At 43.1% G+C, this 16,263-nt stretch carries 13 protein-coding genes; 10 read left to right on the forward strand and 3 right to left on the reverse strand.

Annotated features, from left to right (window positions below):
- Positions 1-68 precede the first annotated feature (68 nt).
- The 7 genes from AAFX28_RS00230 to AAFX28_RS00260 all read left to right on the forward strand — a co-directional run bounded on the left by AAFX28_RS00230 (position 69) and on the right by AAFX28_RS00260 (position 7,534).
- Positions 69-1,052, forward strand: a complete 984-nt coding sequence (locus tag AAFX28_RS00230; RefSeq protein WP_408684568.1) for an AAA family ATPase — start codon at positions 69-71, stop codon at positions 1,050-1,052.
- Positions 1,053-1,062: 10 nt separating this feature from the next.
- The gene (locus AAFX28_RS00235) at positions 1,063-2,025 is read left to right on the forward strand and encodes a DUF58 domain-containing protein (RefSeq protein WP_408684570.1); all 963 of its coding nucleotides are present in this window, start codon (positions 1,063-1,065) and stop codon (positions 2,023-2,025) included.
- Complete coding sequence (locus AAFX28_RS00240; RefSeq protein ID WP_408684572.1) at positions 2,025-2,531, forward strand: DUF4381 domain-containing protein; 507 nt, start codon at positions 2,025-2,027, stop codon at positions 2,529-2,531. The genes AAFX28_RS00235 and AAFX28_RS00240 overlap by 1 nt, the downstream gene beginning before the upstream one ends.
- Entirely contained in the window at positions 2,521-3,561 is a 1,041-nt protein-coding gene (locus tag AAFX28_RS00245; protein WP_408684574.1) for a vWA domain-containing protein, read from the forward strand. Before AAFX28_RS00240 ends, AAFX28_RS00245 begins: the two co-directional genes overlap by 11 nt.
- The gene (locus AAFX28_RS00250; protein WP_408686782.1) at positions 3,554-5,242 is read left to right on the forward strand and encodes a vWA domain-containing protein; all 1,689 of its coding nucleotides are present in this window, start codon (positions 3,554-3,556) and stop codon (positions 5,240-5,242) included. The genes AAFX28_RS00245 and AAFX28_RS00250 overlap by 8 nt, the downstream gene beginning before the upstream one ends.
- Positions 5,239-6,513, forward strand: coding sequence for a hypothetical protein (locus AAFX28_RS00255; protein ID WP_408684576.1), 1,275 nt, complete (start codon positions 5,239-5,241; stop codon positions 6,511-6,513). Before AAFX28_RS00250 ends, AAFX28_RS00255 begins: the two co-directional genes overlap by 4 nt.
- A 115-nt stretch (positions 6,514-6,628) precedes the next feature.
- Positions 6,629-7,534 carry a LysR family transcriptional regulator gene (locus AAFX28_RS00260; protein ID WP_408684578.1) on the forward strand — a complete coding sequence of 302 codons (906 nt, stop codon included), beginning with the start codon at positions 6,629-6,631 and terminating at the stop codon, positions 7,532-7,534.
- Positions 7,535-7,587: 53 nt separating this feature from the next.
- On the opposite strand, the gene AAFX28_RS00265 is transcribed toward AAFX28_RS00260, so the two are convergent.
- Together AAFX28_RS00265 and AAFX28_RS00270 are read right to left on the reverse strand one after the other, a co-directional pair.
- Positions 7,588-9,219, reverse strand: a complete 1,632-nt coding sequence (locus AAFX28_RS00265; RefSeq protein WP_408686783.1) for an alkaline phosphatase family protein — start codon at positions 9,217-9,219, stop codon at positions 7,588-7,590.
- 113 nt (positions 9,220-9,332) lie between these two features.
- The gene (locus tag AAFX28_RS00270) at positions 9,333-10,106 is read right to left on the reverse strand and encodes a formylglycine-generating enzyme family protein (RefSeq protein ID WP_408684580.1); all 774 of its coding nucleotides are present in this window, start codon (positions 10,104-10,106) and stop codon (positions 9,333-9,335) included.
- A 135-nt stretch (positions 10,107-10,241) separates the two neighbouring features.
- Between AAFX28_RS00270 and AAFX28_RS00275 the strand changes: the two genes are divergently transcribed.
- The 3 genes from AAFX28_RS00275 to AAFX28_RS00285 all read left to right on the forward strand — a co-directional run bounded on the left by AAFX28_RS00275 (position 10,242) and on the right by AAFX28_RS00285 (position 14,349).
- Positions 10,242-11,558 (forward strand): anaerobic sulfatase maturase, encoded by a 1,317-nt coding sequence (locus AAFX28_RS00275; RefSeq protein WP_408684582.1) that lies wholly within the window; start codon positions 10,242-10,244, stop codon positions 11,556-11,558.
- Positions 11,559-11,570: 12 nt separating this feature from the next.
- Positions 11,571-12,608, forward strand: a complete 1,038-nt coding sequence (locus AAFX28_RS00280) for a tetratricopeptide repeat protein (protein ID WP_408684583.1) — start codon at positions 11,571-11,573, stop codon at positions 12,606-12,608.
- A gap of 124 nt (positions 12,609-12,732) precedes the next feature.
- Positions 12,733-14,349 carry a peptide ABC transporter substrate-binding protein gene (locus AAFX28_RS00285; RefSeq protein WP_408684585.1) on the forward strand — a complete coding sequence of 539 codons (1,617 nt, stop codon included), beginning with the start codon at positions 12,733-12,735 and terminating at the stop codon, positions 14,347-14,349.
- 50 nt (positions 14,350-14,399) lie between these two features.
- On the opposite strand, the gene AAFX28_RS00290 is transcribed toward AAFX28_RS00285, so the two are convergent.
- Entirely contained in the window at positions 14,400-16,160 is a 1,761-nt protein-coding gene (locus tag AAFX28_RS00290) for a methyl-accepting chemotaxis protein (RefSeq protein WP_408684587.1), read from the reverse strand.
- Between the last annotated feature and the right edge of the window lie 103 nt (positions 16,161-16,263).

Genomic DNA, 16,263 nt, shown 5'->3' on the forward strand with positions numbered 1-16,263 from the left:
GATATAACCGTTTGTTATGAGGCTAGTGGGTAGGATGTAAGGAGAAAAATCGAATTTAAGGTCTACCAATGAATCAGGCACAGCAAGCAATCAACCGGTTAATTGAACAAACTGAACTTAGTGTAATTGGGCAAAGTCATGTTGTTAGAGCGTTAGTATTGGGCTTATTAACGAATGGGCACGTGTTATTAGAAGGCTTGCCAGGTACAGCAAAAACACGTTCAGTCAAATCACTGGCGGGGTTGTTAAATACGTCCTTTGGTCGTATTCAGTTCACTCCGGATCTATTGCCGTCTGACGTTACTGGTACAGAGGTCTATCAAGAAGTAGAAGGAACGCATCAACTTAATTTTCAACCGGGGCCAATCTTTAACTCAATCGTTTTGGCCGATGAGGTTAACCGAGCACCAGCAAAAGTTCAGGCTGCATTGTTAGAAGCGATGGCAGAAGGGACGATTACCGTGGGCGACAAAACGCATGTGCTTCCGGATCTTTTTATGGTGCTCGCTACTCAAAACCCTGTAGAGCAAGAGGGAACGTATCCGTTACCAGAGGCGCAAATGGACCGCTTTATTATGAAGGTAACGGTGGATTACCCTGAAGATGATGCTGAACGTGACATTATTCGATTGGTACGAAGCGAAGAACAAGGCTGTGAAGCTACAAATCGAACTATAACCTCGGAACATATAGATGTTGAGCTCATATTGGAGGCAAGACGCCAGCTTCCGAATGTTTCGGTTTCTCCGCTGGTGGAAGACTATATCGTCGCTCTAGTCATCGCGACGAGAAAGCCAGAACGCTATACAGATTCTAACCTTTCTAACTGGATAGAAATCGGGGCAAGCCCGCGCGCATCTATCGCACTGGATAAGTGTTCGAGAGCCTATGCATGGCTACAAGGTCGAGACTACGTCATGCCTGATGATGTAAGAGCCGTCGTACCAGCAGTATTAGGTCATCGTTTCTCACTCACTTACGACGCACTGGCTGACGGTGTTGATCATCAACGTGTGGTCGAAGAGTTACTCGATTATGTACCTATAGGTTAGGGGGCTTACTATGGCCAAGCCGACTCATGCACCAAGAACCCAAGTTGTTGATCCGAGGCTGTACTGTGATTACGCACGGCTCGTACGACTACAAACGAATGCTGATAAGTTTTCACTCCTGCCCCATATGCGAGCTGGGAGTCTATTATCTGGGCGCCATGGTTCGCTATTTCGTGGTAGAGGTCTGAACTTTGAAGAGCTGCGTCACTACCAGCTTGGAGACGATATTCGAAACTTAGATTGGAAAGTAACAATGCGCACAGGTAAGCCTCATGTGCGTAGCTACACGGAAGAAAAAGATCGTAACGTGCTCATATGTGTTGATCAGCGAAGCAGTATGTTTTTCGCATCCGATGAAACAATGAAATCTGTCGTAGCAGCTGAGATAGCAGCAATGTGCGCATGGCGTGTATTAAAAGACGGAGACCGTGTCGGGTTTCTTGTAGCAAGTAACGAGCGCCTAAGGTTCACTAAACCACGACGTTCTCAAAACAACCTTCTAGCGACACTTCGAAACTTAGCGTCCATCAATCAATCGCTAAATGTGTTTAGTAAAGATTCACAACATGTTGGTTTAAGCCAATGGATTCGAATGCTTCAAAGAATGAAGCTTCGTCAGTCTACGCTGGTTTTTATTAGTGATTGGCAAGGTTTTGAAGAACAACAGTTAGATCAGTTAACACAGCTTCAACAACACAACGATGTATTAACGATAATGGTAAGCGACCTATTCGAACGAGCACTACCTTCCTCCGTGGTTAACTCTAATTGGGTCGTAGGTGATGGCACACACCAAATCAGTGTCGATAGTGCGAAAAAGGTCGCGGTCGCTAGTCATGTACTCGGTGAAACGTTAGACCAAAAACACAAGGCACTAAAACGTTTAATGGCAATCAAAAACTTACCCTTCATTGAGCTGACAACCGATGGTCAACATATCTCCACATTTCAACGTCAAGTCGGAGGGCGCTAATGGGCATAGAACATACACCTCCAAGCACTTACATTCTTCGTGAGCTCAATGACGTGACTGTTCCACATAGTGTGAGTTGGTTTCCTCAAACGATTGGGTGGAAGGTGCTTGGCATAATTTTCTTATTAGCGCTGCTCTACCTGGGTTATCTCTACGTGCATTCATGCTGGGTCAACCGTTATAGAAACGAAGCACTAAGAGCAATTGAAAACCTTGATATAGAGAGCGAGGCAATGCCTCACGAACTGTTCTCAATAGTGAAGATTGTAATGACCTATTTGGGTGCATCAAATGCCAAGCTCTATGGTGATGACTTCTTAAAAGAAGTAGAGGCGTATGGCGATGGCGAGGTAATGTTTACCGATCCGTTAGGAAAGTTGTGGATGAAGTCTTTGATCGTACCAATGACACCGCTGTCTACCAAACAACGCCAAACTCTACTTGTAAAAGCTAAGTCGTGGGTGAAGTGCCATACGTTAAACGCGGAGCAGAGCAATGATCGTTGAAAGCTTTACTTTCGAATCTCCCATGTGGTTTTTGTTGCTACCACTTCCGGTAGTCATCTACTTTGCATTACCAGCGTACAGAACTAAACAGATTGCGGTAAAGGTTCCGTTCTTTAACCAGTTAATCGATGCTATTGGTGAAACGCCTAAAGAGGGCGCCAGTCAGTTGACTCCAAGTTGGTGGCAACGTATGTGTTTGGTTGTGTCTTGGCTGCTAGTAGTATGTGCTTTAGCCAAACCGACAATCATGGGTGCTCCTCAAGTACGCGAAAGCTTTGGTCGTGATGTTATGGTGTTGGTTGACCTTTCTGGTTCGATGGCTGAACAGGACTTTACATCAAAAAGTGGAAAAACTATTAGTCGTCTAGTTGCTGCTAAAGAAGTGCTGCAAGAGTTTGTTAAAAGTCGTCAAGGTGATCGGCTTGGTTTGATTCTTTTCGGCGATGCAGCATTTGTGCAGACACCATTTACGCCTGACCAAGATGTTTGGTTAGAGCTACTAAATCAAACTGACGTGGCCATGGCAGGACAAAGCACACACCTTGGAGATGCTATTGGTTTAGCGATTAAAGTGTTTGATCAAAGTGAATCGAAGCCAACCCTCAATTCAGATAGAGAAAAAGTAGCAATCGTTCTGACAGATGGAAATGATACCGGGAGTTTTGTGGAACCAATCGATGCAGCGAAAGTAGCAAAGGCGAAAGGGGTTAGAGTTCATGTGATTGCGATGGGGGACCCGACTACAGTGGGTGAATCTGCGTTAGATGTTGAAACCATTCGTAGAATCGCAAACGAATCAGGTGGCGAAGCCTTTCAAGCATTAAATAGAGATGAGTTATCACGTGCCTATAAAACTATTGGTGAGCTAGAACCTCAGTTATTTGATAGCACGATATATAGGCCTAAACAGAGTATTCATCACTACTTCATTGCGGTTGTCGTTATCCTTTATCTAACCGCATTCTCGATGGCAACAATAACTAGAACAGCGCGAGAACAACGAAAAACTTCAGGAGATAATGATGTTTGATTTTATGTCTCTTGAGCAATTGTTTACTCAATTCCATTTTATCCGTCCATTGTGGTTAATCGCATTAATACCTATGGCGGGGTTGTTATGGCTGAGGTTCAGGTTTGAGTCAAAACCAGGCTGGCGCGACGTATTACCAGCGCACCTTAGAGATGCGTTAACTATTGGTGAGCACGGTTGGAAGAAGCAACTCCCATTGAAGTTATTAATGGTCATCGTGACGCTCGCGATCATTATTTGTGCAGGACCAAGTTGGCAACGAGAGGCGTCTCCGTTTGGTGAGGACAAAGCATCGATGCTTGTTGTATTGGATAATAGTGACACTATGCTACAAACCGACTTAGCACCAAACCGTTTAGAACGTGCAAAACACAAGATCAGAGATTTACTGGAGTTGCGAAAAGGGGGAAGTACTGGCCTTATCGTCTATGCGGGTTCCGCTCATATTGCGATGCCAGTAACCCAAGACATAAAGGTATTTAACCCTTTCCTCGCTGCCATAACACCGGAAATCATGCCCGTTGAAGGGAAATCCGCACAATCAGCGCTTCCGCTTATAGAACAGCAACTAAACCACGAATTAGGTTCTAGTGTTTTGCTTGTTACTGACGGAGTAACGCCTTTTACAATCGATGCATATGAAAAGTTCTTTATAGACTCCCCATATCAATTGCTGATTTTAGCGGCGGGCAATCAAAGCGTACAAAGCAATAACCCAGTAGATATCGCTTCTTTAAAGGAACTCGCAAATCGAACAGGCGGACACCTGATTGAATTGAGTGTTGATGACTCAGATGTCAAGAAGTTGGACAGCTATGTTGAGCGTAATATGCAGCTCAATGGAGAATCTTCCATGCCGTGGAAAGATATGGGTTACGGTCTATTATTTCCGATTATCGTGATTATGTTGCTGTGGTTCCGCAAAGGTTGGTTGGTTCAATGGTGTTTAACAGGGTTAATATTTACCAGTGTTACACTGTCACCAAGTTCGCAAGCCGAAAATGTCTATTACAAAGCCGAGGTGCAAAGTGAGTCTACCGAGTTAACTTGGGCTGATCACGCTAGTCAATTCTGGTGGGATCTATGGTTGACTCCTGATCAACAAGGGCAGCGTTGGTTTGACAAGCATGAATACCTGAAAGCAGCTCAACATTACCAAAGCCCTTTGTATAAAGGTACTGCTTACTACTACGCCTCAGAATTCAAACTAGCACATGGTGCATTTTTAGAAATGGAAAGCCCGCTAGGTTACTACAATGCCGCGAGCGCACTAGCAAGGCAGCGAGAATACTTAGCTGCACGAGACTTATTGAAACAATTGCTTCTAGAAACTGATCTTGATAGTGAGCTAAAAGGAAATGTTGACCATAATTTAGCCGTTTTGAATAGTATCGTCGAAGAGATCAATCGGGTCAGTGAAAGCCAAGCAGGGACGACGGATGGGCCGGAAGAATCGTTCGAGCTTGATGATAAGCCTCGCACCGCAGATGGCGCAGAAGAAGAAACAATCGCTGAACTGATGCTTAAAGAAACCTTGAATGCGAATGAGATCCTTGGGAGTGACGAATTAGCTGATAAATGGCTTCGACGCGTTGAAGCAAACCCAAAGTATTTTTTGAGAGCAAAGTTTCAAATACAGCTTCACGCACAATCAAACGGGGCTGCTAAGGATACACAATGAACCCACAAGTAAAAGACTATTTGTATTTGCTGATTGGACTAATGTTACTGCTACTTTCATCTTGTACTTTCGCAACAGATATTAACGAACTGGAGCGCGAAGGTGGTGTTGAAATTCGCGCTTGGATTGGAAGCCAACCAGATACTCAAGAGAAACCGCGCTTCAGTATAAATGAACAGGTGATTCTAACAATCGAAGTGGCAACGCCCCGTTGGTTTACTGGTGGGACACGTATTGGCTCGATTGAGATACCCAATGTAATTGCAAAGCAAAGAAACCAGCTAGCGACAAACTTTACCGAGCGAATTGATGGGCAAACGTGGTCAAAACAGCGATGGGAAATTACGCTCCATCCTCAAGAATCTGGGCAATTTTTTATTTCGCCAGTTGCTGTAACTGTTCAAGTATCAGCATCAGATGGAAGCAATGTTAAAGGAACTTTATACACAAAACCTCTCTCGTTTTCAGCAAGTCTGCCGTCCGGAAAGCTTGCAGACACTACTCGGTGGTTTACAGCAACAAATGTAGACGTGAATCAAGAGTGGGAAGCATCTAGCCAAGACTTAAAGGTTGGGGATTCGATAACACGTACCATAACGGTTAACGCAGACGACTCACTATCGGTGTTGTTACCTGAACTATTTAACGATAGTTCGACGAAAGACTATCAAACCTACTTACAACCTAATGTATTGAAAGATACTCAAGCACGAGGGAACTATCGTTCTAGTCGTACCGAACAAAGCATCTATGTGCTGCAGCAAGGGGGAGAGGTATCTTTTCCTAAGTTGACGCTTTCCTGGTGGAACAGTAAGACTAAAAAGTTAGAAATTATCGAGGTTGAAGGGGCATCCTATCAGGTAAAGCATACGTTGAATTCATTTATTAAAACGTATTACCTGGCAATCGTATTGACAGCAACCTTCATAACATTGGTAGCTACTGTGAGTGTTAGCTTGCACAAGTATTATAAAACCAATCCGCCACCTGAATGGCTTACATTCCACAAAGCGGTAAGGGGAGGCCGATGGGGAGAAGTCCGCTTAGCCTTATATCGCACATTAAGACGAAAGAATGTGAAATTGGAGTTATCAAAACTGCACCAGACTTCAACATGGCAGAATGTAAGTGATTCTGTTCAGAGCGAAGAGATAACGTCGTCTGCTGCTTATTCGGCCCGTAAGAGTATTAGACAAGCGCTAAGACGCAAGAAAACAAGCCTTGTCCCAAAAGCGTTACCCCAGTTAGACCGTTTAAGTAAACCCAAATAAGTGTCTTATCCCGCAGCTTTAACGTGAATTTGTCGAATATAATCTGTTAGTTAACTATGATGAAAGTATCTATTGAGATGGTCATCATGGTTAACTTTTTTGTGTCTGGAGCATTATGAAAAGTACTGAGCTTAACTTGATCCCGATTTTCGTCGCGATCTTTGAAGAGCAGAATCTATCCAAAGCAGCCGTTAGGCTTGATATCAGTCAACCAGCAGTCAGTAAAGCATTGGCTCGTTTGCGAGATATCTATGATGAGCCACTGTTCCACCGAACTCCTTCTGGCGTTGAACCGACGAGCTTCGCAAGTGACATATATCCAGCCTTGTCTGCAGCGTTAAAGAATTACAGCTCAACGTTAACAGCGTCACGTGAATTCGATCCTAAGGTGTCTAATCGTATTTTCTCAATTGCATGTGTATCAGTAGCGAGTTATGTGCTACTTCCCAAAGTAATGGAAGTGATCGCTACCCAAGCGCCGAGCATAGCTCTTGAAGTACACCCGTTGTTTACAGAAGACTACGAAAGTGATTTGAGGCTACAACGGTATGACTTGATCATCGATATGGAGCCGAAAAGTCATACCAATTTACGCTTCGAAAGGCTTTACTCGGAGCGATTAATGGTTGTAATGAGCAACGACCACCCACGTATAAAAGAGACTATCTCAAGCGAAGAGTTTATTTCAGAAAAACATGTGGTGGTTTCTCGTTGGCAGAGCAGGGCGAGTTTGCTCGGCGCTGATGATATTGCCGAATTAGCGAAACGCAAAATTGTTTATCGCGCTTCGGGAGCAATGGAAATGTTACCAGTGATTAGCGGCAGCGACTTTATCGGCATGTTACCCGATTCTACAATTCAAAATTTTGCCAGTATGTACAATGTAAAAGGGGTTCCACTACCATTCTCCGGAGAGATTCATCACTTGGCCTCTATTTGGCACCCGAGTCGTTCAAATGAAAGTGGGCACAAGTGGCTTCGTAAACAGTTTAAGCAAGCAGTCAAAGAGCTTGGTGTATAACAAAAACGCTCCCTGATTTCAGAGAGCGTTTTAGTTTTTGAGTTAATAACGAATCAATCGCTGACAACTTCGTTTAATACCTGGCCAGTTGCCCCGCTTGGTTGAGTAATGCCTAACAAATTAGAGAGTGTTGGCGCGATGTCATAAGGGGTGACTTCTCTGCTGATTTTTTCACTTTCCACATTGTATCCAGCGAAAATTACCGGAACATGAGTATCGTAACGCCATGGTGAGCCATGAGTAGATGCAATGGTTAAACCATCCATATCGTTTACGTATGAGCGTGGATTGAATACGAGATATACATCACCCGAACGTTGAGGGTGGTAGTTATTCTTGACCAATTCCATAACACGTTCGTTAGGTAAGCGATTGTTTTGAACATCAGAGCTCGTGATAGCGTAAGCAATGCCGTTAATCTTCGAGACCTCTTGGGCTAGAGCTCTCTGAACATCTTCCAGCTTAACCTGAGCTTTTGCGATTACATCATGATTTAGGTAGATATAAGGTTGAGCGTAAAGACGAATCGCTTCTTTACCTAACCCAAATTCATTTTTTAACCTAGCTAATACTTGCTCAGATAATAGTGTCTCTACATCAAAATAATTAGCACTTTTCAAACCGAGTCTATTAGCAATAGGCGATGCTTCGGGAACACCATGGTCGGCTGATAATACGATAAGTGTATTGTCAATGCCTACATGTTGGTCAACGCTCTTCAATAGTTTAGCAATCGTGCGATCCAATCTAATTAAATTGTCCTCAGTTTCAAGGCTCTCTGGTCCGTACATATGTACAACATAGTCATTGGACGAAAAACTTACGGCTAAATAGTCGGTGAAATCATTTTGTCCAAGTTTCTCCTGTAACATCAGTGTTTTTGCGAAGTCAGCGGTTAATTCATCACCGGCTGGACTTAGCGTTAACATTGTTGAAAAGTACTTAAAGCTTGAAGGACCGTAAGGGTGAGGGAAGGTTCGTGCAAAGCCAGCTAGATCGACTTTATGAGCCTTATCAATCTCTTTTAGAGTATATTCTTCACGAGGAAGCGATAACTCCCAACGCTTGCCCGAATATTGGTCAATAAGTTTTTTCTCGTTCCAGCGATTTACCCAACTAGGAAACTCATCATAGTAGTAATTGCTGGTTGTGAACTCTCCTTGCGCTTTAGAGAACCAAAATGCTTTCCCTGAGTGACCAGCGAGAGAAATTGCACCTCGGTCTTTGACAGAGACTGAGTAAATCTTTGACTGTCCGTTGGATGAGATAGCAAGCTCGTCACTAAATGTAGTTGATAAAATAGGTGAGGGTGAGCGACCATCTTGTAGTGCTGTTTTTTGAGTTGGGTCGATTTCGGTCGATTTATCAACACCAGCACCAGTGGAAAGCATATGATAATCCGCATCTTCCACATTATAAACCAATCTTTCTAGCGAACGATCATACCAAACATTACCAACCATACCGTGGACAGATGGCGGAGCACCAGTAGCGAGAGATACGTGCCCGACAATAGTTTCGGTATTCCCATGCTTAAAATGGGCGTTGGTATAATAAGCCCCGTCATCCATCAAAAACTTAAATCCGTCTTTACCAAAGTTGTGCTTGTAGCGTTCAATAAGATCCGCGCGCAAGCCATCAACCGTAATCTGTAACACAAGCTTTGGTTTTGGCTCTTTGGCCATAACTGACGGTGAAGCTGCTACCAAGAGTGCGGCTGCGCTAGCTAACCAAACTGTTTTCATATTGCCCCTTACTGTAGAGAATTTAAGATTCGTCGTTGAGTTGATGTGTAGTGTTAGTCTTTAACTAGCCTTAGTCCCATATCTGACATTGTTATTGATTGGCTCGCGAAATCTCTGCGAAAGTTTTGCGATTCATCAGGGGAATACGCAAAGCTTCCACCACGGACAGACTTGTGTGCCAAACCGATATCTGTATCTTGTGCGTTGTTTGGGTTATTGGTTTCCCCATAACGGTAGTACGTATCATCAAAGGCATCGCTGACAAACTCACCGACGTTTCCGGTCATATCATAAAGGCCTAACTTATTCGGCTGTTTCAATCCTACAGGGTGAGCTTGGTTGTTCGCATTCCCAGCATACCAAGCGACGTCTTCGATGTTATTTGACCCGGAATATGTAAAGCCTTGGCTAAGGTTTCCGCCATTCGCTGCAAACTCCCATTCAGCTTCAGTAGGTAGTCGATATGACTCTCCGGTTAGTTCATTCAGTTTATCTATGAAATAGTTTGCCTGCTCCCAACTCAGATTATTCACCGGAATATCATCGCCTTGGAAGAAGCTCCGTGATGATCCCATAACTGACTCGAATAAGGATTGAGTAACTTCGAACTTAGATATGTAGAAACCGTCAACAGTGACGGTTCGAGAAGGCTTTTCTGCTTTTGAGGCGATAGATTCATCCGAACCCATCGTGAATGAACCTCCGTCTACCCATACCATATCGCTATCGATTTGCGCAGAGATTGGATGCGTTTGCTGAATCGCACATCCTGAGAGCACAAGAGTGCTGGCGATTGATATGGAAGCGAGTTTGAGTGTATTCATCATAGGTGTGTGCTCTCAATGAGGAGGAGTAACAACCATAGCAACGAAACACATAAGTATTGGTTATAACGGGTATAACATGAGTCTCTGCGGGGCTTGAAGTAGACTCAAAGGGTCGAAATAAGCTCAAGGTGAAATATGCACATTTCTCAAGGTCCACAGTTTCAAGGCAAAGCATCAAAGCGTTTACACGTTATGGCAAAGCCAATTGGTGCTGCTTGTAATATCGATTGCAAATATTGTTACTACCTTAGCAAACAGGACTTGCTTGAGTATAAAAAAAGCTGCTCACCGCAAATGGATGAAACAGTTCTAGAGCTCTATATTAAGCAATATATTGAAGCTCAGAATACTCCAGAGATCATCTTTTCTTGGCAAGGTGGTGAACCCACAATGCTGGGATTAGCGTACTTCGAAAAGATCGTAGAATTCCAAGCCAAATATAAACCAGAGAATGTGACGATTTCTAACGACCTCCAAACTAATGGGACGTTGTTAAATGATGAATGGTGCGAGTTTTTAAGCGAAAACAACTTCTTAGTTGGATTAAGCATCGATGGTCCTGAGCTCTTACACAATGCGTATCGAACCAATCGAGCTGGCCGTGGAACATTTAAACAAGTGATGAATGCTGTTGAATTACTTCATAAGCACAACGTTAAGTTCGCTACCTTGACTTGTGTGAATAACTTAACCAGTCAAAACCCGTTAGAGATCTACCGTTTCTTACGTGACGTGGTTAAGTCCCCGCAAATGCAGTTTATTCCGATAGTAGAACAAAAAACATTTAGAACAACAGCACCTCAAACATGGCAGTCAAATGAACAGCTAAAGCAGGGCGATAAACGACTTATTCCGGGTCATAAAGAGTCGATTATGGAGCCTTGGTGTGTATCAGACCAGGCATGGGGTAACTTTTTAATCGCGATATTTGATGAATGGGTAAAACATGACCTTGGACGTGTATTTGTCCAGTATTTCGAAGCAAGTGTTGAAGCGTGGATGGGGAGAAAGAACCCCTTATGTACATTGGGAGAGATATGCGGCAAGGGCCTAGCCATGGAACCCAATGGAGATGTGTACACTTGTGACCATTACGTCTATCCAGAATACAAAGTCGGCAATATTCATCATCAAAAACTAGATGACATGGCTTATGGCGCTGAACAGCAAAGATTTGGCTTTGCAAAATCTAGAACTTTGACATCTCAATGTGAACAGTGTGAATACAAATTTGCTTGCTTTGGAGAGTGCCCTAAAAATCGATTCATTCGTACCCAACAAGGGGAGCCGGGACTCAACTACTTGTGTGCTGGTTGGAAAAAGTTTTTTGCACATGCTGATAAGAGTATTGCTTACATTTTGCGTGCTACGAGGAATCCTGTCGCTCATGGACGATTTAGTGACCAAGTCGCATTAGATTTGGTGAAACAACGTTCAGTCTCATTTAAGTAAAGTGGATTCAAGATGAAAAAGGTCAATAAAACATTTCTAACTCTAGCAATTGTTGTGGGATCTCTTGGGTCTATCTCGGCTCATGCGGAAATTGAACAAGATGCGTTGCTTAAACCAGAACAAATAGCGTCTACGAAAATAACAGAAACGAATATACAGCCGGGACAGTTGGCTTACCGAGCGCAAGATACACGTCTTTCTGCGACTGAAAGGGCGACTGCACTTAAGGCCTTGTCTCATTACCCTAGCCAAAACGCTTTAGTGGCTGTAGCTAGGGCATTAAAAGATGGTGATCCTGAAATCAGGCAGGCGGCAGCAATTGGTGCGGAGCCATACGGTATTGAGCATCGTTGGCGCATGGTGTCTCCTTTGCTTTCTGACAACGAAGAAATGGTGCGAGTAACTGCGGCTACCAACTTAGTCAGAGATTATAGCAACCTAAGTACAGAGCAACGTGAACAGCTTGAAGCACCTGTCGCAGAACTGATTAGCCATCTAAATACGAAAACTGACGACGAATCAAGATTGTTGTTGGCTGACGTACATCGTTGGCACAATGAGTGGACAAAAGCAGATCGTATCTATAATCAATTACTCGAAAATGACAAAAACAATGATGTCGCATGGTTGAGTTTGGCGGATAACTATCGCGCACAAAACTTGGATGAAAAAGCGATTGAAACGTTAGATGAAGCAATTAAACACAACCCGAACAGTGCAGCACTGCATTACTCGAAATCTTTAACGTTAGTAAGACTAGAAAAACATAAGGGCGCAGCTAAAGAGATAGAAACTGCGGCAAATATGGCGATGAATAACAGTTACTACTGGTATTTAAACGGTGTACTTCAAGAAGAGCTAGACATCGATAAGTCGACCAAATCGTTTGAAAAAGCTTATCTCATTTCGGGAGCACCTGAACAACTTTACGCTGTGTGTGACATTTATGTTCGGTACGATCATCCAAAATCACAACAATGTTTGGATGAACTGGGTAAAGTTGCTCCAACATACGTAATTGATCAGTTAAAAGAGAAAATTGATAGCTGATTAGTTTATCAATTTATCTGATTGCATTCGGATTAAACACATGATTATATTAATACCCCGCAAATAAGCGGGGTATTCTAATTTTGACCACGGTACGGTCGTCGTTGTATAGGAAATACAAATAATGAAAAAAGCTACTCTCGCTTTAATGATCGCGGGTGTCATTTCTGCACCTACTTTTGCTGCTCAAGTACCCTCTAATGTCACACTTGCTGACGAACAACATCTAGTTCGCGGCAACCAAGTCGAACCAAGCTCTGTAGACCCAACTTTCGTAAACCCAGGTTCGGCAGATGGTCCGATTGCAATCGATATGTTTGAAGGTTTCGTTGTTGAAGATAGTCTCGGTAAGCCTGTTCCAGGGCAGGCGGAAAGCTGGAGTGTATCCCCAGATGGCCTGACTTATGTGTTTAACTTAAGAGAAGGTCTAAAGTGGTCAAACGGTAAGGCTCTGGCTGCAGGCGAATTTGTCTATGCGTGGAAGCGTGCCATAGATCCAGCAATTGGCAGTAATAATGCGTTTTACTTTAGCACGGCAAACATTAAGAATGCGGCTGCTATTCAGTCTGGTGATCAACCTGTTAACTCACTTGGAATCAAAGCGCTAAATGACCGCACTGTTGAGGTAACACTAGAAAAGAAAACACCTTATTTCATTAGTTTAATGAGCATGCCTGTATTTGCACCACTGCCACAAAGTGTAATCGAAAAGCACGGTGACAACTGGACCAAGCCTGAAAACATCGCCACAAATGGTGCATACATTCTAAGTAAATGGGTAGCGAATGAATTTGTTGATGTTACGCGAAATCCCCGCTATTGGAACGACGCAAATACTGTTTTGAATAAGGTCACTTATCTAGCTCTGGGTTCGCAAAATGCTGAATTAATGCGTTATCAGGCTGGTGAGATTGATATGACCAACCGTGTTCAGCTCGAACAATATCAACGTTACCTTAAAAATCATCCAGAGCAAATTAACTCGCAACCACTCCTAGGCGCTTACGTTTATTCCTTCAATACAAAGCAAGCACCGTTTGACAATACCGATGTACGAAACGCGTTAACTATGTCTGTTGACCGTGATATTTTGGTTGAGCGTATAACAGCGCAGGGCGAACCCAAAGCGTATGGGCCAGTACCAACGACTATCCCTGATTATCAAGCTCCACTTCCTGGCTACGCTCCACTGAGTCAGAAGGAGAGAATAGAGCAAGCGAAAGTTCTATTAGAAAAAGCGGGCTATGATAAAGATAATCCACTTGAGTTCACTTTGACGTATAACACCAGTGAAAACCATAAGAAGATTGCAGTCGCGATTGCTTCTATGTGGAAACCCCTTGGCGTAAAAGTAAATCTTGAGAATATGGAATGGAAAGCGTACTTGTCAGCAAAATCGACAGGTGATTATCAGATGGCGCGTTCATACGCTTTTGGTGATTACGCGGAACCTTCCTCCGTATTAACCCCGTTTACTTGTAACCACACAGAAAACGAGAGTGGCTTCTGTAATTCTGAGTTTGACGAGCTCATGTCAAAGGCGGCTTTAGAGGCTAACGCGGATGAACGTAGCAAGCTATACGCTCAGGCAGAATCGGTTCTATCTTCTCAGGCGCCAATCATTCCTCTATACCAATACAATCATACTCGATTGGTTAAGACGGCACTTAAAGGCCTGCCGAAGAACAACCCGAAAGGAAACATTTACGCGAAAGACTTGTACTTTATCGCCGAAAAATAGCAACAAAAAAAGCCCGCATTTCGCGGGCTTGTCTTTGATAACAGAGTAGGTTAGGAAGTCTTAAACTCAGCGACGGCACTATCCATATCATTTGCTTGTAGAGCGATATCATCAACTTCAGTCAAACATTGTTGCGCTGAACTCATATTGCCTTCTGAGATGCTGTTTAATTCTGTAATTGACTCGCTAACTTGATTCATAACTATCCCTTGCTCTTCAATGGCTGAAGCAATACGTTCGGAATTTGCTTGAATATTGGTCATATCATCAATGATCTGCGATAAGCTACTATCGAGTGTTTGAGAGGCTTCAAGTGTTTGTTCACCTTGCACATTACATTGGTCAATATTTGAAACAACCTCTGACATTTGGCTTTGAATCGCAGTTACGACCTTAGTGATTTCTTCCGTTGATTGATGTGTGCGACTCGCCAAAGCACGGACCTCATCAGCAACAACAGCGAAGCCACGGCCTTGCTCACCCGCACGAGCGGCTTCTATAGCCGCGTTGAGAGCGAGTAGGTTTGTTTGTTCCGCAATCTCTTGAATGATATTTACTGCATCACCGATTTTGTCTACATGATTGTTGAGTGAATTAATGGATTCTTGGCTGCTACCTAAAATCGAAGAGAGTTGATCTATGTTATTCACTGTTGTTTCAACGACTTTACGGCCATTCTGAGCATTAACAGATGCTTGTTGAACACCTTCTACTGCAACCGAGGTACTCTCTGAAATCTCGTTTATGGTAGAAACCATTTCTTGCACTGATGTTGCCATCATATTGGTGTGGCTTGCTTGAACGTGAAACTGTTCCATCACGTTTTGCAACTCTTGGTGCATGCTTGATGTGCTATCTGACAATTTTGATGATTTGTTTTGCGTGCCTGAGATCAACTGCTCAAACTTATCTAGCAACATATTAAAGTAGCTACCAATTTCTGAAAGTTCATCGTTGCGCGTTAAGTTGGCTCGAAGAGATACGTTATTGGTCCGTGCTATTTCTTGGATCGCAGCGAGTAATGAGGCAACTTGAAGGTTAATTGAGCGTGAAATCTGGAAGATGAATCCGAAGATCACTAATACGACAATCGTAGTCACAATCATCTTTAGAAACGCAAGTTGGTCTTTGGTTGCAATTGCTTGTTCATCTAGTGTGGCGACAAATTCTTTAAACTGCTTTTCAACCGTGTGAGACAAAGCTCGCGTGTCACCGAGTAACCCTTGATTGTACTTGAGGCCAATACGAGTGTTTTGCTCAATATAAGCCTTAGCCGATGATGTTAAGTTGGTGGCATTTGGTGGTAAATATTCTGAGGCGAAGTTACCCGCTAGTACCTGCTTGTTAAACTCAAATAACTTGACCAATTGCTCACTTGATAGCGATGACTTAATAGCGGTCAAATCAGCAAGATATTGGCCGGACAATTTGTCGGTTGGTTTTAACCCTAACTGCTCATAGGCCCGTACAAGTTTGTTGAAACCATCTTGATAGTTGAGAATATCGCGTTTTAGTTGGGCGCTAGAGGGAAGTGAGTGATCAAGTAGAATACCCGAAAGTTCGCCTTCAAGCTGAAGAAAGGTATCCATGTTCTTGTTAAACTTATCTAGATATTTCATGTCCTTACGGAGCAAGAAATCCTTCTCATTTCTACGTAAATTCAATAGTCGAATTTCTAACTTTGCAACAAGTAAGCTGGCGTGATTGAGCTGAGAGGTCGTTTGGGTAAAATGAGTTGTAGTGAAAAGCACTACCGCAACCCCAAAAATGGCTACAACACCCAATGAATACAGTTTATTCTTGATATTCATGAGATTACCTTAATCCGTTAAGTAAGCGATTTATTAGTAGTTACAGTGATGTTAGTTGCTAATAACATATATATCAATTGAGCAACTATAGGTAAATTATAAC

Source organism: Vibrio sp. TBV020 (assembly GCF_046056895.1).
GTDB lineage: Bacteria > Pseudomonadota > Gammaproteobacteria > Enterobacterales > Vibrionaceae > Vibrio.

Coding starts and splice junctions, on each gene's coding strand:
- AAFX28_RS00290 (WP_408684587.1), bottom strand. CDS start 16,160: ATGAATATCAAGAATAAACTGTATTCATTGGGTGTTGTAGCCATTTTT.
- AAFX28_RS00235 (WP_408684570.1), top strand. CDS start 1,063: ATGGCCAAGCCGACTCATGCACCAAGAACCCAAGTTGTTGATCCGAGG.
- AAFX28_RS00245 (WP_408684574.1), top strand. CDS start 2,521: ATGATCGTTGAAAGCTTTACTTTCGAATCTCCCATGTGGTTTTTGTTG.
- AAFX28_RS00240 (WP_408684572.1), top strand. CDS start 2,025: ATGGGCATAGAACATACACCTCCAAGCACTTACATTCTTCGTGAGCTC.
- AAFX28_RS00250 (WP_408686782.1), top strand. CDS start 3,554: ATGTTTGATTTTATGTCTCTTGAGCAATTGTTTACTCAATTCCATTTT.
- AAFX28_RS00265 (WP_408686783.1), bottom strand. CDS start 9,219: ATGGCCAAAGAGCCAAAACCAAAGCTTGTGTTACAGATTACGGTTGAT.
- AAFX28_RS00230 (WP_408684568.1), top strand. CDS start 69: ATGAATCAGGCACAGCAAGCAATCAACCGGTTAATTGAACAAACTGAA.
- AAFX28_RS00270 (WP_408684580.1), bottom strand. CDS start 10,106: ATGATGAATACACTCAAACTCGCTTCCATATCAATCGCCAGCACTCTT.
- AAFX28_RS00255 (WP_408684576.1), top strand. CDS start 5,239: ATGAACCCACAAGTAAAAGACTATTTGTATTTGCTGATTGGACTAATG.
- AAFX28_RS00260 (WP_408684578.1), top strand. CDS start 6,629: ATGAAAAGTACTGAGCTTAACTTGATCCCGATTTTCGTCGCGATCTTT.
- AAFX28_RS00285 (WP_408684585.1), top strand. CDS start 12,733: ATGAAAAAAGCTACTCTCGCTTTAATGATCGCGGGTGTCATTTCTGCA.
- AAFX28_RS00280 (WP_408684583.1), top strand. CDS start 11,571: ATGAAAAAGGTCAATAAAACATTTCTAACTCTAGCAATTGTTGTGGGA.
- AAFX28_RS00275 (WP_408684582.1), top strand. CDS start 10,242: ATGCACATTTCTCAAGGTCCACAGTTTCAAGGCAAAGCATCAAAGCGT.